The following is a 21,024-nucleotide window of genomic DNA, read 5'->3' on the forward strand; positions in this document are numbered from 1 at the left end:
TATCCCGAAAGTCGTGAGACATGTTGCAAAAAAGTAAATATGATTTTTTAATGAAAAAGCCAATTATTGAAATTTTGGATGGAGATGCTTGCTTAGATAATTTAATTAGTGAGGATAAAATACATAATGGACAACTTAAGAAAGTAGAGATTCATATGCCATATTTATCTGGTCCAGATATTTGTAGCTTATCCGAAAAGTTTGGAAGTCCAATTGAATATGATATATTCTCTCGCTGGTCATACATGTAAGAGATGTTTGAAAAGGCAAAATATAAAAATAAGACACAGGAAATTTTGAGCTATTTGTTTAGTAAAACTAATTTTAGCATGTGTAAAAATATTTCTGACTTGTCCGTTGAAATGTTCGAAGAGTATTATCAAAAAGCAACAACTCTAGCTATTAAAAAAATTAATAACTTCATTGATTATACTGGGGATAAATTAATTATTAAAAATAATAATGTGTTTTTAAAATCTGACCTGTTTGAAATAAAGAGCAAATATATCCAAAAGATTGACAGAACATACATTAAAGAGGTTCAAAGTAAAGCAAATGAAAATTTAAGGCAAGGCAACTTTGATAGTGTTTTAACTCAAGCAAGAACTCTTCTTGAAGAGGTATTTATGTATGTTCTTGAAGTAGATGGGATTCAACCTTCAAGAAAGGGAAATATTAAGAAACTGTATGGACAAGTTAAATTAGCTTATTCAATGAGTACAGGCAAAGATGTTGATAAGAGAATAAATGAATTACTTTCCGGTCTAGAAAATATCGTTGATGCGATAGCAGAAATGAGAAACAAAGAAAGCGATGCTCATGGTTTGGGAAGAAAAAGAATAAAAGTTGAAGAACACCATGCGCGTCTTGCTTTAAACGCTGCTTTAACTATGGCAGATTTTATTTTGTCAGTATCGGCAAAAAATATAAGTAAGAGAAAATAATTTCATATAAAAATTTATATTTAAAAAATGGAGATAAAGTGAATGGCTAATCGACAAATTAATATTGAGAATCTAACTATGAAAGAAATTCTGATTGCAATGCGTCGTTTGGGTGGTCAGGTAACAAGGCGTGAAATTTGTTCAGATATTCGTGACAATTCCACTGCAATTTCTGAAAAAGAAGTGAATGAAATTAAGGTGTCTAAAAAAACTGGTAATAAATATAAACCTTTTGACTATACGTTTAATTATGCAGTTATGTATTTAGTAAGAACTGGTTTTTTAACTGAAGATGATCATCAAGTAGAATTATCTGAAAAAGGTCGTAAAGTTGATCTCGATATTTTTAATCCTGAAAAGGATGTTCGTCCCTTTTTGGAAGATAATAATTCTCAGGAATTGAAGAAAAAGAGCTTGGCTGAAATTGATTCTGCTAAAGATACTACGGATGAAGTCACAGAGGAAGACCAGTGGAGACAAGATTTGCTAGATGCCCTGATGAAAATGAGTCCGAAAAAATTTGAATTTTTTTGTCGCGGTTTGCTTACCAAAATGGGGATTGACGTTGATAAGACGATTGGCGTTAACTATGTTGCCGATGGTGGCCTTGATGGTTTTGGCTATGTTCGCTCAAACGATTATCGTACTACCAGAGTGGCATTGCAGGCAAAACGCTGGCAAACCAATGTTTCTGCGCCAGAAATAGACAAGTTTCGCGGAGCAATGGATAAATATAACGCAGAGTTTGGCATTTTTATTACTAATTCTGATTTTACTCGCGGTGCAATTAAGACAGCACGTGAAGGGACAAGAATTATCACTTTGATTAATGGTGACGAAATCTGTGACCTGGTGGCAAAGTACAATTATTACGTAGAACCTGTGACCACATATAAGTTAAAGCCATTTTATACAGAAAAAGATTAAACAACCTTTACGTTAACTAATTTATTGTTATTGCTTTACAGATAAGGTGATACTATGTCGACTATACAATTTGGAATTAGATTAGATAAGAAAGAAAAGCAAGAATTAGATGACAATGCCAAGCAAATCGGCTTGACGGTTGCTACGGCAGTTAAAATGCTTATCTCTCAGTTTAACCATGATAAAGGATTTAGTTATCCTGTAAATCGTAAAGAGGATAATACATCAGATACAAATTTACCTTTCGAAGTTGAAAGGGCTATGGTAATAGCTAAAGCTGAAGAGTTAGGATTGATTAAGGATAGTAGTATTAAAGTAGATAATCTAGATGATTGGAAAAAGCGGTGGACAGAAAATTAAAATACGAAGTGCGTTTTGAAAAATCTTTTGTAAAAAGAATGGATAATTTACAAAGTATTTTTAATCAATCTACTGTTGATACAATAGATGCAAGGATGATAACTAGGTATGTTTTTGAACTCCTAGCTATTGAAAAAATATACTGTTCATAAAGTTTTGAAAAAACTCTAGAGTGAATACCACGAATTTCATGTTCTTAATGATTTACTAGTAATTTATTATCAGGTGGATGCCAAAAAACGTTTAAGTATGGTAACTATCACCAATCATAAGGAACTTTCTACTGGTAAGTTATGAAGTAAGATTAAAAATAGCATCTTTTAAGAAAATAACGCCAAATGAACAAAGACGAGACATTACATTACTTAGATCAACTTGGAATTAAATATGAAATAGTGGAGCATCCAGCTGTTTATAATATGGCAGAAATGGAGCAGATTGAACTGCCACATCCTGAAGCTGATGCTAAAAACCTGTTTGTGAGGGATGATAAAAAACGAAACTACTATCTTTTGACGATTAAGGGCGATAAAAGAGTCAACTTACAACAATTTCGTGAAGAAAATGGCACACGCAGGCTTAGCTTTGCTTCGCCAAAAGATTTAAAAGAAAAATTAGGCCTAGAACCTGGCTCCGTCACACCTTTAGGACTGTTAAATGATTCTGAGCATCAAATATCGTTTTACCTTGACTCATACTTTAGTCAACAGCCGAGAATTGCCGTTCATCCCAACGACAATACAGCTACTATTTGGCTAGATCCGCAAGACTTGCTTAAAGTCATAAAAGGTTTGGGTAATCCTGTTAGGGTAGTAAAGATGTAACTTTTATTCTGAATATTATAAAAGATGGTAAATCTAAAAATAGGTTTACCATCTTTTTTTATATCAACTATTAAATTTCTTTTTTTAATATTTCTGGTAGGACTTTTTCCTTGATGGAATTGCTATCAATTTTAGTATAAATTTCGTACCCGCGTGCTAACACATCGCACAGATAAAGTTGAGAAACTTGGCCAGCTACAGAACCAATATTTATAAATTCTCCCACTGCTGTTTGTAATTGAACATCGCCTAAATTTGCTATGGGTGAGCTCAATTCATTAGAAATGGTAATGATTTTTGCACCGTTCTTTTTAGCTAGTTTTAAAGAGTCATATGTATCTTTGGTATGACCCGAAAGAGATAGGCCAATAACAACATCTTTTTTTGTTAGTAATGAACTAATTTGTACTTGAATGTGTGGATCAACTTCGGCATGCGCTATTAGACCTATCCTTAACCATGTTTTAGCAAAATCTTTTGCTGACTCTCCGGAATGCCCTAGGCCAAATAAATAGACCCGCTTGGCTTTAGCCAGTATCTTAACCGCTTTAAGTAAATTTTGGGGAAATAACAAACTTTTAGTTTTGTTGATTGAATCGATTAATAAGTTTGCACTTTCAATATAAAAGTTACTATCCCCACTAGTGGCAGCCAATTTATTCTGCGAAATTGATTCTTGTGCTAAATAAATTTTTAGTTTAGAAAAGCCTGAAAAGCCAAGTTTCTTGCAAAGGCGAATAATGGTAGCGTCGCTTGTGTCAGAAGCTATAGCCAATGATTTTATCGTATCGTAAATTACTTGTTCTGCGTGACTAGCAATGTAATTAGCTAATTTTACTTCAGATTTGGTCAACTCTTTTTTGTTCTCATTAAATAATTGGATAAAATTCATTTCTTAAAAAGCCTCTTTCGCTAATGAGTAAATTATATCATCCTTTTTCAAGAAAACGATTGCATTTCCCGTCAAAAAATAATATCATACTTTATGAAGTAAAACTTCAAAAAATAATATTAATGGAGTAAAAATACACATGGAAAAAGAAAAGTTCATTAATAAGATCCATAAGGGATTGATTGTTTCTTGCCAGGCTTTACCCGGAGAACCTTTGTATACTGAAAAAGGAGGGATAATGCCTCTTATGGCGAAGGCTGCTGAAGAAGCAGGTGCGGTAGGTATACGTGCAAATTCAGTCCGTGATATTAAAGAAATTCAAGCTACGGTTAGTTTACCTATAATCGGAATCATTAAAAAGGACTATCCCCCTGAAGAGCCGTACATTACACCAACGATGAAAGAAGTAGATGAATTAGTTGAAACCAAGGTTGATGTTATAGCTTTTGACTGCACTTTACGTCCTCGGCATGATGGACAAACCATTAATCAATTTATCAAAGAAGTTAAATTGAAATATCCGCATCAGTTAATGATGGCTGATATATCAAATTTTGAAGAAGCACAGAATGCTTATGAATGTGGCGTAGATTTTGTTGGTACTACCTTGGCTGGTTATACAGCTGAAAGTGAAAACAAGTCTGGACCAGATTTTCAATTAATTAAAAAAATTGTGGATGCTGATCTGCCACTAATTGCAGAGGGTAAAATTCATACTCCAGCTGAATTAAAAAAGGTAATAGACCTTAATCCGCTTGGAATCGTAGTTGGTGGTGCTATTACCAGACCTCTGCAAATTGCTAGGACGTTCACTTCAGTATTTAAAAAAGGGAGAGAATAAAATGACTAAAAATAAGAGATTCACTGCAATTGGTCAGTGGTTTTCCCAATTAGGACGAGCTTTCATGTTGCCAATTGCTATTTTGCCGGTTGCCGGTTTATTGTTAGGACTTGGCGGAGCTCTAACAAATGATGCGGCTGTTTCAGCTTTTCCAGTTTTAAATCAAGTTTGGTTACAAAATACATTAAAAATAATGAATTTTGCTGGTAATGCAGTTTTTAGTAACTTGGCTTTAATCTTTTCAATTGGATTGGCAGTAGGCTTAGCTAAAGGTGATAAGGGTACTGCCGGTTTAGCAGGTGGTGTAGCTTATCTTGTATATACTGCGACAATTTCTGGTTTGCTACAATTGTTTAACCCTAAAAATACAATTGACACCGGTGTTTTAGGTGCGATCGTAATAGGTTCCGTTGTTGCATACTTGCATAATCATTACCGTAAAATTCAATTGCCACAATTTTTAGGCTTTTTTGGCGGATCAAGATTCGTACCAATTATTTCTGCAATTGCTGCTATAGTTATCGGTGCAATATTTTACTTAATCTGGCCCCCAATTCAAGGTTGGCTGACTACTGCTGGACATGCAATTGCTGCAATGGGCAGTTTTGGTAGTTTCCTGTACGGATTTTTATTACGGCTAACTGGAGCCGTCGGTTTACATCATACTATTTATCCGATGTTCTGGTATACGGCACTCGGTGGCACAGCAGAAGTAGCAGGAAAAACCGTTGTCGGAGCGCAAAACATTTTCTTTGCCCAATTAGCTGATCCAAATTTCCATGGTTTATTCACTTATGGTACTCGTTTTTTTGCTGGACGTTTTGCAACCATGATGTTTGGCTTGCCTGGAGCTGCTTTAGCAATGTACCTTTGTCTGCCAAAAGTTAACAGGAAAAAAGATGGTGGATTGTATCTTTCAGGTGGTCTTACTTCTTTTCTTACAGGTATTACCGAGCCTTTAGAATATTCATTTCTATTTGTAGCTCCTTGGTTATATTTAATTCATTCATTTCTTGATGGTTGCTCATTCTATCTTGCAGATATTATGAACATCAGAATTGGTAATTCATTTTCTGGTGGATTAATAGATTATCTGTTGTTTGGAGTTTTGCAAGGAAAAGATAAAACAAACTGGCCTAATGTATTAATTATTGGGGTTATTTGGTTTTTCCTCTACTTCTTTGTTTTCACTTTTTGTATTAAAAAATTCCACGTCAATATTCCAGGAATGCAAACTGAAGTAGATGATGACGTTGAAAAAAATGATCAAAAAGGAAATGCCACCAGTCTGCATACAGAGTCCGAGCAAATTATTGCTGCTTTAGGTGGGGCTGAAAATATAAATACTATTTCTGCTTGCGCTACCAGATTAAGAATTTCACTTAACGATAACAGTCAAGTTATTGAATCTGTATTTAAAAAATTAGGTTCTCCGGGTGTTTTAAAAGTCGCTGGTGGACTACAAATTATTTTTGGTGGGAAAGCCGATCTTTATAGTCAAGAAATAAATGATTTGCTAGCTCATCCTGAAAAAATAAATGAGACCACAACTAGCCAAGATGCTGAAAATAATAAAATGACAATTGAGTTTAATGCACCCGTTAACGGTAAATTTAAATCTTTAGTTGATGTTGATGATGAAGTCTTTTCTAAAAAAATGATGGGTGAAGGTTTTGCAATTGAACCAAGTGATCAACATGTTTTTAGTCCAGTAGAAGGTGAAGTTGTTTCAATTTTTAAGACCAAGCATGCAATTGGACTTAAAACGAAAGAGGGACTGGAAGTATTATTACATATGGGAATCGATACTGTTGATCTGGCAGGCAAACCATTTACTATTAAAGTCGAAGAAGGAGAGAAAGTTTCTCCAAAAACTGAGTTGGCTGAAGTGGATCTTGAGCAAATTAAAGCAAGTGGTAAAAAGCCAACAATTATTACAGTAATTACAAATGCAGTAGATCATGTTATACAAGCAGGTGATGATGCTAAAACAGGCGATGAGATTCACGCTCAAGATGATGTTTATCATGCTTTAATCAAATAAATAAAATTGGTAGATAAGATGATATTGGTTAGCAAAAGTTTGGTCGTTTGTTGATTGTGATTTTATTTTAGCCAGAATTAAAAAGATATATTTCTCAAGTTGGAGTATTTAAAAATAATGTAAATTAAAAGCTATTTTGTTGATAAACCATACAGCTATTTGTTTGTATATATTAACTAAATAAATACCACTAAATTATTAACAAAAGGTAAATATTTTTATTTATAAATATAATTGGTTAAATTATATTAGCTTTCATTGTAGAATCTTTTTCGTTGCCGTTAATCTCTGGTCAGGATTAGGATATTGCTTTTAAAAGCATCAAGAAATTAAGACCTGAACGCAGCCTATAATGGTAACGAATCTGATGTTAAAAATATAGTTATTAGTTTAACCGTGACTTTAATTAAACAATTACATCATTGTTAAATAAGTATCTTTCTTTCTTGTGTATAAATCTAATTTCTCAATCAACTATTGTTTTAGTTAGAATAATTAATATTCATTTAATCATTAAATTACGATAAATTTTATCTGATTATTTTTTATGTGAATTTGCTAATATCTCATCAACGTTGAAATAAAATAGCGGATGATTAAAGCAAAAAGTTGAGGCTCTTGCCTTTTACATCTTTCAGGAAAAAGGATTGTTAGTTGATCACTTAAGCTAATACTAGTTACAAACTAGTAGAAAAAACGCATATGAGTAGGGATAGATTAATTATTAGCATTCTGACTAAACGACTAAAAGCAGTGGTAATCACAACTAATTTTAAGTCGTAATTGGAGGTGTGGCATCAAAAAGGTTATCGATTACCTGTTACTAAAATTTTACCTAGCATAAACTTAAAAAAGCAATATCGTCAGGTTAAACAAAATTACTATTTTATAAGCATCAGAAAAGTAGGACTAAGATGATAAAAATCTTTTTACCATTCTTAGCCCAGTAGTTAATGCTATACCCCCAAGTGAACTGCCGATTCTTCATTTTTACTTCATGGTGTTGACATAATTAATAAATAATGATAGATTAAAAGTCAATTAAATAAACAACATCTTGCAAAGCAGAGTAACTATTTTGTTGCTGATAAAGAGAGCTGATATTTGGTGAAAATCAGTTAGCAGTAAGTAGTGAACATGGGCTTCTAATTGATGTCCATTGGTGATAATTAGCCAGTGGCGGAGTTGCATCCGTTATTTTTGCAAGCTATTGTTTGATAGTTAATGAGGTTTATTACGTGAGTAATAAATGAATAAAAGGTGGTAACGCGAGCACTCGTCCTTAAGAAGAAAAGGATGAGTGCTTTTTTTATACAAAAATTTGGAGGTTTTTTAGATGACTAAAACTGCTTATACTAACGTTAATTTATTTAACGGAATTGATGATAAAATTCAATCTAATACCACGTTGGTGGTTGATGACGAGTGTGGTAAGATTACGGAAATTGTTGCAGGTACTGCGCCACAAGCTGATAAAACAGTCGATTTATACAATAAATATGTGATTCCTGGTCTAATCAATTGCCATACACATATTATTATGGATCCCTTAACCCCCGATGGTGGTAGTGAATCTGATGTGGTATCTTCTACGGTTCGTGCAGTAAAACATTTGCATGATTTATTGAAATCAGGTGTTACCTATATTCGCGAATGTGGGAGTACATATAATATAGATATTGCTCTTAATAATTTAATTAAGAAAAACAAATTGACTAAGGTACCAGAAATTGTGCCCGCAGGACACCCGTTTTCTATGACTGGTGGACACGGTGATTTGCCTAACTTTGGTGTACTGGTTGATTCACCTGATGAGATGCGTAAGGCTGTTCGTCAAGGAATTAAAGCTGGTGCCAAGGCAATTAAGGTTATGGCAACAGGTGGAGTTATGACTGAGAATGATTCTCTTGATGACCCTCAATTAAGCGAAGCTGAGATGCATGTTGCTGTTGAAGAAGCTCACCATAAAGGTTTGACTGTGGCAGCGCACGCTGAAGGCAACCCAGGAATTTTGAATGCGATTAAGGCCGGCGTTGATAGCATTGAGCACGGCTTCTACGTTAATGATGAAGAAATTAAGCTGATGATTGAAAAAGGAACATATTTGACGCCAACGATAGTTGGAGCTTGGGCATTTATCGAATATGCACCGGGTAAAATTCCAGACTGGGAAATGAATAAAATTGCGGCTGCTTGGAAAGATTTGCGCGGCAACATTACTAAAGCTAAAAATGCTGGTGTCAAAATTACTTTGGGCACTGATGCCGGCACACCATTTAATGACTTCACGATGACTCCTGAAGAATTGCCTTTACTAGTAGAACAAGGCTTTACTAATTTTGAAGCTTTGGAAACCAGCTATAATTCCGCCAAACTACTTAAAATTGCTGACGAATATGGTTCGCTAGAAGAGGGTAAGTACGCAGACTTTTTGGTACTTAATGAAAATCCGCTAGAGAAAATTAGTGCGGTTGTGCAAAAAGATAAGGCAGTTTATAAAAAGGGTAAGAGAGCTTACTAAATAAAAGCAAATGATTTTGCAAATTCGAACAAGTGTTCCATAATAAAAGAAGCTACTAGAAAAGCAGCTTCTTTTATTTTTTAGGAGGACAAAAATGAATCAGAAGTTTTTAGATGTCATGAATGATGAAGGACCAGTCACCATTGTTACTATTAATGCCAACCCAGCCAGTGTGGTAAATACGTGGATGTCGTATGTAAAAGTCGACGAGGCAAATAATTGCCTTTATATCCCTGCAGCGGGAATGCACAGTATTGAGAATGATTTTGCCCAAGATAATCATGTTCTTTTGACTATGGGTTCTAAAAAAGTAGAGGGTACAGCTGGTCCAGGAGCTGGCTTTCATGTTAAAGGAACTGGAAAATTTTTGGCAGAAGGACCAGAATTCTCTGAAATGCAGGCACGTTTTCCCTGGTTAAGAGAGGTTTTACAGGTTAATATCAACCAAATTGAACAAAAAATTTAATTTAGCACTTTAAAATAATGTGCAAATCTGAGAGTCTTATTAGCTTTCATATGATTAGGCTTAAATTATTAATTATTATTTTTTAAAATTTATCTTTAATTTTATTCTAATTTTAGATACAATAAGAGATATAAATTTTTTATCCAAAAAAGGAGGATTAATAATGAAAGCTTTACTTTACAATATGACCCCGGAGCAACAGGTTTATGCTGACAAGTGGAATAAAGATCATCCTGAAGATGATTTGGTTTCAACTGAAGACAAGCTTGATGCTAAGACTGTTGAGATGGCGCAAGGCTATGATGTTGTCAGCGTTTTGCAGGTCTTTGACATAGATGAGGAAGAGGTCTATCGTAAACTGAGCTCATATGGAATTAAGCAAATAGCTTTAAGGTCTGTTGGGTATAACATTGTTAATTTTGATTTTGTGCACAAGTATCATATGATTGTAACGAACACACCGGCATATTCTCCACGTGCAGTGGCGGAGAACACTTTGACTTCTGCAATGTACTTGTTGAGAAAGTGGGGTCCTATTTTAGATAATGAAAGAGAGCACCTCAATTTTGTTCGGTCTGAAGATTTGATGAGTGATGAAATCTATAACCAAACAGTTGGTATTATTGGTGTTGGTCGTATTGGTTCTTGCGTTGCAGAAATGTTTCATGCGTTAGGAGCCAAGGTACTCGGTTATGACTTGGTTGAAAATCCTGCCAACGAGGCATTTTTGGAATATACCGATTTTGATACCGTAGTTAAAAATGCAGACATCTTGACGTTGCATACACCTCTTGAGCCTTCAATGGAAAACATGATTAGTGCCAAGCAATTTAAAGAAATGAAGAACACCGCATATCTGATTAATGCAGCTAGAGGCCCATTGGTTAACACTCAAGACTTGATTGATGCATTGAAGAACAAAGAAATTGCTGGTGCTTCTCTGGATGTGATGACAGGTGAAGAGGCAATTGTTATGAAAAAATTTAAGGATATTTCCGAATTACCAGTTGAGTATCAGGAATTAGCCAAAATGCCTAATGTGGTCTTTACGCCGCACTCCGCATATTACACCAAGACCTCTGTTAAAAATATGATTGAACACAGTATGACTGATGTTAAACGAGTATTAAACGGTCAAAAACCAATATATTTAGTTGAAGAATAGTTACTGCTTATTAAGTGATCGACTTTATGGTCGATCACTTTTTTTATTGCTAAGATTGTAGTTAGCAACTGTAGTGGAAAAATTGCTATAATGAACAGGTGTAGAAAAAATAAACGGAGAAAAAGATGAAAAGGTTTCATCATAAGTTTACTCTACCTGCAATTCTAATCTTACTAGCTGTTGCAATTGGCCTTCTTATTACTGGTATAGCCAATATGCATAACCAGACGACATTGCCACCAAACGGTAATTCAAGTGCAATTGGCGTCGAATTAAATCAGGATTATGGTTATGTTGATTTACATGAACTACAGGCTAATGGTATTTCATTTGTCTATTTGAGAAGTACACAGGGACGCTCATACTTTGACGATGATTATCTGTCATATCGTGATCAAATATTAGGAACTAAATTGGCTTTTGGTACTATTGTTGCCTACAGCAATGAATCAACACCATTGCAGCACTATCAGTATTTTTTGAAAAAGGTGGGCACTGACACCGGTAGTTTACCAATTTGGATAGAACCAGCTATTGATAGCTATGATTTAACATATATTAAACAAATGGCTCAATTTGCTGGCATGCTTCAAGGATTAAATAAGCGAGTCATGGTAGATGTTGCTGTTAAATATAAAAAATATTTTCCCCATGGTGTGCAGTTCATTACTGGTGGCAAAAAAGCCCCGAACAAAATGCAATATTCATTCTGGCGCTATAACAATGACGGACGGGTAAAGTCCGTGAGAAATCTAGAAAGTGGGGTAGTTATGCTGACATACAATGGTACAGTTACCCAGTACAAGGAGAAATACGGACAATTAACACAATAATGAAACAAGAAATTCAAGCAGTTTTAACAAAATTAAAAATGGCTGAACCAACTTTAATTCAGCAGGAAACGCGCACTCCAATTTTAAATAGTGCAAGTTGTATTGCACTTGCCAAAACAGGAACGGGGAAAACCTTGGCTTATGCGCTACCTTCATTGGAAAAAGTAGAAAAAGGCAAACCCAATAGTTTAGTTATTATTGCACCAACAACAGAATTAGCGGTGCAGATTCGCCATGCCATTAACCCTTTTATTCATGCTCTTGCTTTAACGGGAATTACACTTGTTGGAGCTGGTAATCGCAAACGTCAAGAAGATAATTTAAAAAAGAAACATCCTGAAATTGTCGTTGCCACTCCCGGAAGATTTTTTGATTTCTTTTCAGCTAATCGCATCAAAGTTAATCAAATAAGAACTCTGGTAATAGATGAGGCGGATGACGTTTTAGAATTTAATAAAATGGAATTATTAAGTTCTTTAGGACAAAATATGACAGCTGATGCGCAGATCTTGCTTTTTGGTGCTACTGAATCTGAGATAACCAAACAGGCAGAAGATATTTTTGCCCGCAAATTTATCACGATTGATGTCCGACCAGAACAGAAATCAACTGTTAAAAATTATTTTTTACAAATAGATAATGCCCATAAAATTGATTTTATTCAGCGCTTGATGCGCCTTGATGGTTTTAAAGGCATTCTGTTTTTTGATTCAAATCAAACAATGATGCGCTTTGCCGGTATTTTGGCACATACTAAGACTAAATTTGGTATTTTAGCTAATGACTTCGGCAAGCAGAAAAGAGAGGCAGCTCTCAATAATTTTAAAGTTGGTAGAATCAAATTGCTCCTAGCAACCGACTTGGCTGCCCGTGGTTTAGACATTGCTGGTGTAACATATGTGGTAAACTACGACATCCCTAGTGAAGTTAACACCTACATGCATCGTGCTGGAAGAACTGGTAGAATGGGTGCCAAGGGATTTGTGGTAACTTTAGGGGATGATCATGATCTGCGCGATCTTAAAAAGCTGCTTGAACAGAGTGTTAAAATTGAACGTGTATTTTTTGCAGGATTTCATTTGACTACTAAAATGCCGCGCAAAAAGGAAAGTAAGAAACAGGACGCAGCTGAAGAAAAGAAGGTTAGTGGGTCAAGCAAAAAACATAAAAAGCATAAGAATAAAAACAAGGGCTATCATCCCCATTACTTGAAGAGAAAGGAGCAAAAATGAGTCGATTAGTTACTTGGCTTGAAGACTATATTTTGCCTTTAGCTAACAAGATAGGGCAAACTCACTGGCTTGTGGCTCTAAGGGATGCATTTGTTTCCGTGATGCCGATTACTATTGCCGGTTCCCTCGCTGTATTGGTCAAAAGCCTGATTGCTGCAGCCAAGACCGAATTGGGCTGGCACACTTTTGCTTGGGCAATGCAGCCGCTCTCATTAGTATGTAATGTAGTTTGGCGTGGTACTTTTGCTTTATTTGCCCTCTTTTTGTCAATGTCTCTAGGCTATCATTTGGCTAAAAGCATGGAAGTTGATCCTGTTGCTGGAGCAATTGTTTCTTTATCATCTTTAGCCATGAGCATCGCCAATTTAACTAAGCTTAAAGTTAACGGCAAAATCATCTCTATTCACAAAGCTTTTAATATTTCACAATTTTCAACCACTGGCATTTTTACTGCGATTTTATTCGGCTCAATCGGTGTTACTATCTTTGCGCTTTGTTTTAGGGCGAGAATCAAGCTCCATCTTTCTGCTAATTTACCATACGCGGAGCAAATGGCATTTGATTCACTCATTCCTGCAATTATCGCGATATTTTGTATTGGTATGATTAATTTTGTCTTTCAGACAATCACGGGCACTTTTTTTGGCAACTGGCTGCTCAATTCGATTCAAACTCCTTTAGTAAAATTAGGTCAAGGCTTCGGCATGGTAATGCTTGTGACCATATTAGTCCAAATTTTCAGCTTTTTTGGTTTTAACGGTTTAAGTGTCTGGGCTCCAATTTTAGATTCAATTTGGCTAACTGCCCAGAATGTTAATGTCACAGCTGCCCGTGCAGGAAGAGAAGCACCTTTTATCTGGGTTCGCGGATCATTTGACGCATTTGCCTGGTTCGGAGGAGCAGGTGGCACGTTGATGCTGATTGTGGCCATACTGCTGTTTTCCAAACGGAGTGACTACCGAACAATTGCTAAAGTTGCACTTGCACCCGGAATTTTTAATATCAATGAACCGATTATTTTTGGCTTGCCTGTAGTTCTCAATCCGGTTTATTTTATTCCATTTGTTGTTGCTCCTTTAGTCAATGTGGCCTTTTCATACGGCGTCAGCATGATGAATTTAGTTAATCCTGTCCAAGTAGCAGTTCCTGCCGTTGTGCCACCAATCATCGGACCATTTCTAGCTTGCAATTATGATTGGCGTGCTATCGTATTGTCAATTGTCAACATGCTCATTGCTTTAGCCATCTGGACACCCTTTGTTTTTGCGGCAGATAAAATTGCTGATTCTAACGCGCCACAACCATATTTTACTCGTCAATATTAGTTACTAAAAAAATTGGCTTTTATCACTCAAATTTGGTAAAGTTAATCTATTGCGACCCTGTAGTTTATCTGGATAGAACAATGGTCTCCTAAACCGTAGAGGTGAGTTCGAATCTCACCGGGGTCATATAATGTTTAATTTAAATGCAAATTTGGTAGCATTTAAATTTATTAGAAATAGTTGCTAATCTTTTGTAGCAGGACAATTTTGTCTTAACTAACCTATTTTAAACGAGATTGGCTTTTTTAGTTTAATTAGAATTTTTAAAAATGAATCCACACAAAATGTCTTTACCCGAAGTTTTAGCTAATTTTCGGGCTCGTAATGTAACTTTTGAATTAAAAGATGGTACTAAAAGAACAATTTTTGTTAATGAAATTGAGGACAAAGATGATGACCAACCTGAAATGATTTTTATGGCTGATGATCCAAAAGATGATGTTTTTATCTCTCAAGTGGTTGATGCAGTTCCAGGCAGTGCCAATTTTTCTTTGGCTATACATCAAATGACATACTTTGAATTAAAATTTGTCTTAAAAGGTAAAAAAGCTGCATTTAAACTTAAAGATGGTGCAATTAAAACTTTTGTGGTAACGAATGTTTTAATCAAAAATGCAGCAAAGCCAAACTACACATTTGTTGGTAACAAAAAAGAAGATAGTATTGATAGTTCAGATATTTTAGGGGTAAAAATAATTGTGGACAAATAAAAGTCTGACTATCAAGAAGATAATCAGACCAGAATTTGAAAGATTTGTTATTTATGTAAATATGAATAAAATAAAGTTTATATTTTAGTTTGAGAAATATAGATTAATTAAAATGTCAGAATAAATAAAAGATATGAAAATATTATTAACAACAATGTATCGATATATATTAACCTGAGGCTTTGGGACTGTCATGACCATACGAATTTTTAAGATTTATACGTCCATTTCTTTTTTGACTAATTAGTTCGGTCTTTTCCTTTTGTGCCAACCTCTTTGCGTATTCTAAAGCATCAGGCTTACGGTCAAAAGATTTAGAGATTTTGTCGCTACCAGCAATTTTAACAGCCCATTTATCGCCGTGAGTAGTGACCCAAACGTTTTTAGTTACTTCTGCTTTACCCATAATTTATTCACCTCTTTTCAAAATCATTATACAGCGAATAAATATATAAAGTGAAAGAATAAACACTTTTATAAAGTAATTATTTGTGCAGTTACTGATCTAGTGCATTTGCTGACTATATTTTTAATATAAAGGCGATTCTAAAATACGAATAACTAAGAAGATAATTAATATGAATAAAATTACTGCTATTCCCAGTAAAATTTTTCTGCATTTGACTGTCTTTCTTCTATCAAAACTAAAGACAAAACAAAAAGCTGCTAAAACTATTAACAGGCCTGTAATTAGTAATAATTTAAATCCATGATACATTTCTTCACCAACTTTTGTTATTCACATAGTTATTAAACCATAATTAACTTGTTTTTTTGCAGCTAATTTACTAATATATTAATAAAATGGAGGAAATTATGAGCAAAATTAGGGTAATGACTGTTTTTGGTACCAGACCGGAAGCGATAAAGATGTCTCCTTTGGTACAGAGATTAAAAAAAGATAATCGATTTGAAGAAGTTACGGTGGTTACAGCGCAACATCGAGAGATGCTTGATCAAGTTCTTAATATATTTAAAATCAACCCGGAATACGACTTTAATATCATGAAGAAAAACCAAACTTTGGAGGGTGTCACGGCTAAAGTATTAATCGACATGACAAAAGTCTTAAAAGAAGTTAAACCAGATATTGTTTTGGTCCATGGAGATACAACTACCAGTTTTGCTGCTGGTTTAGCTAGCTTTTATAATAAATGTCCTTTAGGTCACGTTGAAGCAGGCCTTAGAACCTGGAATAAGTATTCACCTTTTCCTGAAGAAATGAACAGGCAAATGACTGATGATTTAACTGATCTTTATTTTGCACCAACTGTGGTTAGCAAGCAAAACTTGATTAAAGAAAACCACAATTCTGATAATATTTTTATCACTGGTAATACAGCTATTGATGCCTTGGAAGAAACTGTTCAAAGTGATTACCACCATGAGGTTTTAGATCTGATTAAACCCGGAAGCAAGATAATACTTGTGACCATGCACAGGCGGGAAAATCAGGGAGAACCTATGAGACGGGTTTTTAAGGTGATGAAGCAGGTCGTAGACAACCATGATGATGTTGAAATTATTTATCCTGTGCATTTATCACCAAGTGTCCAAAAAGTTGCTCACGAAATTTTAGGTAATGACTCGCGAATTCATTTGATTGCCCCTTTAGATGTGGTTGATTTTCATAACTTAGCCAAATTAAGCTACTTCATTATGACAGATTCTGGAGGAGTTCAAGAAGAAGCCCCTGCTTTAAACAAGCCAGTCCTAGTTTTAAGAGATACTACGGAAAGGCCGGAAGGTGTTAAAGCTGGGACACTCAAATTAGTGGGAACGCAAGTTGATAACGTTAGAAATGCGATGCTGGAATTACTTGATAATAAGAAAGTGTATGACCAAATGGCCAACGCCAAGAATCCTTATGGTGATGGTCATGCATCAGAAAGAATAATGGATGATATTGCTTACTATTTTGCTCAAAATAAGGGTGAAAAACCAGCTGATTTTAAATGAATAGTCTAAATTTTGTCATACAAAAAGCCAAGAAAAATTTTCTTGGCTTTTATTTATCGCTTTTTTTCTTTACGTGACTTAATTTTTTCTTTTGCTCGAGCAATCATGGTAGTTTCTTGAGCTTGAAAAACTGATCTCGTAGTGAGGTAATTAAAAATACCAACTAAAATTTGATCAACAATTTTTACTAACAAGGCATCTAAATGAAGCCAAGACAGCCCAACCAGCATAATTAGACTGTCAGGGATAAGACTAATGATCCTATAGGTAAAAAAGACAATCAGCTTTTGCCAAGTTGAATGTTCCTCATCAACATTATTGATAAAAACAGCCTTTTGATTAAATACAAAGGAGGCGAGGTTAGAAACAATAAATGCAATTGTATTCGATACTAAAACAACGCTATGCCACCATTTATGTAAAACCATAAAAACCACTGTGTTGATTAGGGCTGCTATAAAGCCAAAGATCATGTAGACAAATAAATTGCGATGTCTTTTGACTACTTTTTGCGCTAAGTGGTGGATTTTAGGATCAGACATTGAGTCAAATTTTTGTGAATCTATTTTCTTTTTCTTAACCATTTAACTGATCAGCCATTTCCTTAGCTGCATTATCAATCGCATCTATATCGTTATCGTTTGGTGCATTTTCAATTGTAACTGGTTTAGTCACTTCTTTTGCTCCAACTTGCTTAAACATTTTTTCAAAATCAAAGACATTTTCACAAAAATGATCGGCATACATCATGTCGCCGCTACCTAATACAGCAAAATATTTCCCACTTAAGTCTAAGTCTTTTAGTTGATCATAAAAGTCGGCAATGTCGTCGGTCATAGTGCCTTCGCCATAGGTATAAGTAATAAAGATGCACAAATCACTTGATAAGTAATCACTGGCGTCAGTAAATTCAGCTTCGCTCGTTTCAACGTCAAAGCCTAAATCCTGTAAATCTTCTTCCAGAATATCTGCCATATCTGCATCGTTGCCAGTCATACTTGCATAGACTATTTTAGCTTTCATTAAATTCATACCTTTCACAAAAACTAATTCATCAAAACATTATACCTAATTTTGCGTAATTAATGAAATTCTTTAGTAAACTTTTAAAAAACGCTATAATGTAATCAAACATCATTTAATAGAGGAGAATTTAAATTTGATTACAATTAAATCCATTAGAGAACTAAAGGGTATGCAGGCTTCAGGACGATTATTAGCATCAATGTTTGAAGGCCTGCAAGACGTGATTAAGCCTGGAATTACTACTTGGACTATTGAAGAATTTTGTCAAGATTTTGTCAAAAGTCGTGGTGGTCGATTGTCAGAACAAGGCTTTGAGGGTTATAAATATGGGACATGTATTTCTGTTAATGATCAGATTGCTCATGCTACGCCGCGCAAGGATACAGTTTTAAAGGAAGGCGATTTGGTTAAAGTTGATGTGACTTGCAATCTCAATGGCTTTGAAACAGATTCTTGTACTACTTACCCAGTAGGTGAAATTTCTCAAGCTGATCAGGATTTGATGGATACAACTAAAAAAGCCATGTACTTAGGTATTGATCAGGCTGTTTTAGGCAATCGTATTGGGGACATCGGAGCCGCAATACAACATTTTGTAGAAGATGAGCATCATTATGGTGACGTTAAAGAATTAGTCGGTCATGGTATCCAGCCAAGTATTCATGAAGACCCGGAAGTGCCACATTGGGGTAAGGCAGGACACGGACTAAGATTGCGCGAAGGAATGACTATTACCTGTGAACCAATGGTCGAAGCCGGCGGGGACTGGCGCATTGTAGAAAAAAGCGTGTCTGATCCTAATGATGATTGGGTCTTTTACGCTACACCGGACGGCTCAAAATCCGCACAATTTGAACATACCTTTGCAATTACTAAGGACGGTCCTAAAATTTTAACGTTGCAAAAACCATATGATGGCTATGAAAAGTACTTACCACATTTTGACGAAATGGATGACTAAATTGCATGGGTAGAAAAGCTGAGGCAGTCAGGAAACGCTCTTTTTTATTTTATAAAACTGTTTCCCTGAAATTTACTCAAGGTGAAGTTTTAACCAGCGCCATTGCGATTGCCTACTACGTTTTGTTTTCGATATTTCCGTTAATTATTATTATCGGAAATATTTTGCCGTTATTTAATATTAATACTGAACCGATTGCCAGTTATTTAAAATTAATTTTTCCAGATAAAATTGCTAAATTTATTATGCCGATAATTAACTCACTATTGAAAAGCAAATCAAGTGGGTATATTTCATTTGGTATCGTATTGGCATTATGGTCAGTTTCTTCGTTAGTCAATGCTATTAGAATTGGTATGAATCGCATCTATGGTGTTCGTGCTCAAGAATTAAAGCAAAAATGGCAGGTCACTGTCTGGACAAGATCTATTACGATTATGTTGACCAACCTCATGATCATAGTATTTGCTTTACTTAATTTAACTTTGATTTTTGGTCAGCAAGTACTCGAATTTCTACGCCCAATTTTCTCCTTTTCTGTCGGTGAAATTGAAAAAATTTTTAGTTATCGTTACCCAGTAATTATTATTACAATGATAGGTTCACTGTATTATGTCAATTATTTTTTACCCAACATCAGATTAAAGAAAAAAGTTATCTGGCCAGGTGTTTTCACTACCTTATTCGGCTGGATTATTCTTTCCTGGCTTTTTAGTTTCTATCTGCACCATTTTCGTATTAGCTGGGAAAACTATGGCATTATCGGTACTTTTATTATTTTCATGCTATGGTTGAATATTTCCTCAATTCTCCTTTTACTCGGCACATGTGTAAATGCTGCGATAGTGACAATGAATTATGGAGAAGTACATTATTCAGTGGGGCGCTTAGCTGAATATATCCAAAGAAAGCGTAGTCAATAAAAATTGGCATATTCAATTTTATTTTGGTATATTAGTTTTGTGATTTTAAAGAAAGCGTAAAAGTTATGAAAGTAAGAAAAGCAATTATTCCTGCTGCTGGTCTTGGTACTAGGTTTATGCCGGTAACTAAGGCAATGCCCAAGGAAATGTTGCCGATTGTCGACAAACCAACTATTCAATTTATTGTTGAAGAAGCCAAAAAATCTGGTATTGAAGACATTTTGATTATCACTGGTAAAAATAAGCGCTCGATTGAAGATCATTTTGACTCCAATCCTGAACTTGAACAAAATCTGCAGGAAAAAGGTAAGACTGTTCTGCTAAAAATGTCGCAGGAAATTACTCACCTGGGAATTAATATTTATTATACTCGTCAGCCCTATCCAGCCGGTTTAGGGGATGCGATTGCCCGTGGACGTAGTTTTATTGGGGATGAACCATTTGTTGTTATGCTTGGCGACGACTTGATGATGGACAAAGTACCGTTAACCAAGCAATTGATTGACCGCTATAACGAAACGAATTCTTCAACAATTGCCGTTATGCCAGTGCCACATAAAGAAGTTTATAAATATGGCATAATTGAACCAGACAGTGAAATTGCGCCTGGCTTAATAAACGTTAAATCTTTTGTTGAAAAACCAGAGGTCGACAAGGCTCCGAGTGATTATGCCATTATTGGTCGGTATCTTTTAACTCCTGAAATTTTTCCAATTTTGGCTGAGCAAAAACCAGATAAAGGTGGAGAAATTCAATTAACTGATGCGATTGATACCATGAATAAAACGCAACGCGTTCTAGCGCATGTCTTTAAGGGGACTCGTCACGATGTCGGCAATAAAGAAAGTTACTTGGAAACTTCAATTGAATATGGCTTAAAACATCCGGAAACTAAGGATGCATTGCGTAAGTACATCATTGATTTAGGAAAAAAGCTAGAAAAACAAAATTAACAATTAACAAATAAATAAATTTTGCAATTAAAGAAACCAGGATTTAATGGTTTCTTTTTTTATGTAAAATTTTTCTTAATGTCGAACTAATTATTGTCTTCGAGTAGAAAACTTTTGT

The 21,024-nt window shown here is 35.0% G+C and carries 22 protein-coding genes, 1 tRNA gene, 1 pseudogene and 1 other annotated feature; of the genes and pseudogenes, 20 read left to right on the top strand and 4 right to left on the bottom strand.

Annotation, left to right across the window (positions count from 1 at the left end):
- The first annotated feature begins 20 nt into the window (after nt 1-20).
- The 6 genes and pseudogenes from LDM92_RS06230 (at nt 21) to LDM92_RS06250 (ending at nt 3,055) form a co-directional block, all read left to right on the top strand.
- Nucleotides 21-251 (top strand): hypothetical protein, encoded by a 231-nt coding sequence (locus LDM92_RS06230; RefSeq protein WP_223902470.1) that lies wholly within the window; start codon nt 21-23, stop codon nt 249-251.
- 3 nt (nt 252-254) lie between these two features.
- Entirely contained in the window at nt 255-944 is a 690-nt protein-coding gene (locus LDM92_RS06235; protein WP_223902471.1) for an abortive infection family protein, read from the top strand.
- Between the two features lie 42 nt (nt 945-986).
- Nucleotides 987-1,871: a restriction endonuclease gene (locus LDM92_RS06240; protein ID WP_223902472.1), complete on the top strand. Its 885-nt coding sequence runs from the start codon at nt 987-989 to the stop codon at nt 1,869-1,871.
- 54 nt (nt 1,872-1,925) lie between these two features.
- A complete protein-coding gene (locus LDM92_RS06245; RefSeq protein ID WP_223902473.1) occupies nt 1,926-2,231 on the top strand; it encodes a type II toxin-antitoxin system RelB/DinJ family antitoxin in 306 nt (101 codons plus the stop codon).
- Nucleotides 2,232-2,417: 186 nt separating this feature from the next.
- Nucleotides 2,418-2,528 (top strand): annotated as a pseudogene (locus LDM92_RS09960) (type II toxin-antitoxin system mRNA interferase toxin, RelE/StbE family); the annotation flags it as partial.
- Nucleotides 2,529-2,569: 41 nt separating this feature from the next.
- Entirely contained in the window at nt 2,570-3,055 is a 486-nt protein-coding gene (locus LDM92_RS06250; RefSeq protein ID WP_223902474.1) for a prolyl-tRNA synthetase associated domain-containing protein, read from the top strand.
- A 70-nt stretch (nt 3,056-3,125) separates the two neighbouring features.
- Here LDM92_RS06250 and LDM92_RS06255 read toward each other — a convergent pair whose 3' ends face one another.
- A complete protein-coding gene (locus tag LDM92_RS06255) occupies nt 3,126-3,947 on the bottom strand; it encodes a MurR/RpiR family transcriptional regulator (RefSeq protein WP_223902475.1) in 822 nt (273 codons plus the stop codon).
- 139 nt (nt 3,948-4,086) lie between these two features.
- On the opposite strand from LDM92_RS06255, the gene LDM92_RS06260 reads away from it, so the two are divergent.
- The 10 genes from LDM92_RS06260 (at nt 4,087) to LDM92_RS06305 (ending at nt 15,084) form a co-directional block, all read left to right on the top strand.
- Nucleotides 4,087-4,788, top strand: coding sequence for an N-acetylmannosamine-6-phosphate 2-epimerase (locus tag LDM92_RS06260; protein ID WP_034977286.1), 702 nt, complete (start codon nt 4,087-4,089; stop codon nt 4,786-4,788).
- A gap of 1 nt (nt 4,789) precedes the next feature.
- Nucleotides 4,790-6,832: a glucose PTS transporter subunit IIA gene (locus LDM92_RS06265; RefSeq protein WP_223902476.1), complete on the top strand. Its 2,043-nt coding sequence runs from the start codon at nt 4,790-4,792 to the stop codon at nt 6,830-6,832.
- Nucleotides 6,833-7,880: 1,048 nt separating this feature from the next.
- Nucleotides 7,881-8,119: a binding site (T-box leader), on the top strand.
- Between the two features lie 49 nt (nt 8,120-8,168).
- Nucleotides 8,169-9,353 carry a metal-dependent hydrolase family protein gene (locus LDM92_RS06270; RefSeq protein WP_223902477.1) on the top strand — a complete coding sequence of 395 codons (1,185 nt, stop codon included), beginning with the start codon at nt 8,169-8,171 and terminating at the stop codon, nt 9,351-9,353.
- Between the two features lie 94 nt (nt 9,354-9,447).
- On the top strand, nt 9,448-9,819 hold the full coding sequence (locus LDM92_RS06275) for a pyridoxamine 5'-phosphate oxidase family protein (RefSeq protein WP_223902478.1): 372 nt from the start codon (nt 9,448-9,450) through the stop codon (nt 9,817-9,819).
- A 163-nt stretch (nt 9,820-9,982) separates the two neighbouring features.
- Nucleotides 9,983-10,984, top strand: coding sequence for a D-2-hydroxyacid dehydrogenase (locus LDM92_RS06280; protein ID WP_223902479.1), 1,002 nt, complete (start codon nt 9,983-9,985; stop codon nt 10,982-10,984).
- 125 nt (nt 10,985-11,109) lie between these two features.
- On the top strand, nt 11,110-11,817 hold the full coding sequence (locus tag LDM92_RS06285; protein WP_223902480.1) for a GH25 family lysozyme: 708 nt from the start codon (nt 11,110-11,112) through the stop codon (nt 11,815-11,817).
- A complete protein-coding gene (locus LDM92_RS06290) occupies nt 11,814-13,049 on the top strand; it encodes a DEAD/DEAH box helicase (RefSeq protein WP_223902569.1) in 1,236 nt (411 codons plus the stop codon). The genes LDM92_RS06285 and LDM92_RS06290 overlap by 4 nt, the downstream gene beginning before the upstream one ends.
- Nucleotides 13,046-14,374 (top strand): PTS sugar transporter subunit IIC, encoded by a 1,329-nt coding sequence (locus LDM92_RS06295; RefSeq protein ID WP_223902481.1) that lies wholly within the window; start codon nt 13,046-13,048, stop codon nt 14,372-14,374. Before LDM92_RS06290 ends, LDM92_RS06295 begins: the two co-directional genes overlap by 4 nt.
- 53 nt (nt 14,375-14,427) lie before the next feature.
- A tRNA-Arg gene (locus LDM92_RS06300) sits at nt 14,428-14,500 on the top strand.
- A gap of 143 nt (nt 14,501-14,643) precedes the next feature.
- Nucleotides 14,644-15,084 carry a hypothetical protein gene (locus LDM92_RS06305; protein ID WP_223902482.1) on the top strand — a complete coding sequence of 147 codons (441 nt, stop codon included), beginning with the start codon at nt 14,644-14,646 and terminating at the stop codon, nt 15,082-15,084.
- A gap of 169 nt (nt 15,085-15,253) precedes the next feature.
- Here the strand turns inward: LDM92_RS06305 and LDM92_RS06310 are convergent, their stop codons facing one another.
- On the bottom strand, nt 15,254-15,490 hold the full coding sequence (locus LDM92_RS06310) for a DUF2188 domain-containing protein (RefSeq protein WP_223902483.1): 237 nt from the start codon (nt 15,488-15,490) through the stop codon (nt 15,254-15,256).
- A 410-nt stretch (nt 15,491-15,900) separates the two neighbouring features.
- On the opposite strand from LDM92_RS06310, the gene wecB reads away from it, so the two are divergent.
- Nucleotides 15,901-17,043 (top strand): non-hydrolyzing UDP-N-acetylglucosamine 2-epimerase, encoded by a 1,143-nt coding sequence (gene wecB / locus LDM92_RS06315; RefSeq protein WP_223902484.1) that lies wholly within the window; start codon nt 15,901-15,903, stop codon nt 17,041-17,043.
- Nucleotides 17,044-17,096: 53 nt separating this feature from the next.
- Here the strand turns inward: wecB and LDM92_RS06320 are convergent, their stop codons facing one another.
- Entirely contained in the window at nt 17,097-17,627 is a 531-nt protein-coding gene (locus tag LDM92_RS06320) for a GtrA family protein (RefSeq protein WP_373868651.1), read from the bottom strand.
- Complete coding sequence (locus tag LDM92_RS06325; RefSeq protein WP_223902485.1) at nt 17,620-18,066, bottom strand: flavodoxin; 447 nt, start codon at nt 18,064-18,066, stop codon at nt 17,620-17,622. Before LDM92_RS06325 ends, LDM92_RS06320 begins: the two co-directional genes overlap by 8 nt.
- A gap of 136 nt (nt 18,067-18,202) precedes the next feature.
- Between LDM92_RS06325 and map the strand changes: the two genes are divergently transcribed.
- From map to galU, 3 genes are all read left to right on the top strand, one after another.
- Nucleotides 18,203-19,030, top strand: a complete 828-nt coding sequence (gene map, locus LDM92_RS06330) for a type I methionyl aminopeptidase (protein ID WP_223902486.1) — start codon at nt 18,203-18,205, stop codon at nt 19,028-19,030.
- Nucleotides 19,031-19,035: 5 nt separating this feature from the next.
- Nucleotides 19,036-19,953: a YihY/virulence factor BrkB family protein gene (locus LDM92_RS06335; RefSeq protein WP_223902487.1), complete on the top strand. Its 918-nt coding sequence runs from the start codon at nt 19,036-19,038 to the stop codon at nt 19,951-19,953.
- A 65-nt stretch (nt 19,954-20,018) separates the two neighbouring features.
- Nucleotides 20,019-20,906 carry a UTP--glucose-1-phosphate uridylyltransferase GalU gene (gene galU / locus LDM92_RS06340; protein ID WP_223902488.1) on the top strand — a complete coding sequence of 296 codons (888 nt, stop codon included), beginning with the start codon at nt 20,019-20,021 and terminating at the stop codon, nt 20,904-20,906.
- Nucleotides 20,907-21,024 lie beyond the last annotated feature (118 nt).

Source organism: Lactobacillus laiwuensis (assembly GCF_019972835.1).
Classification (GTDB): domain Bacteria; phylum Bacillota; class Bacilli; order Lactobacillales; family Lactobacillaceae; genus Lactobacillus; species Lactobacillus laiwuensis.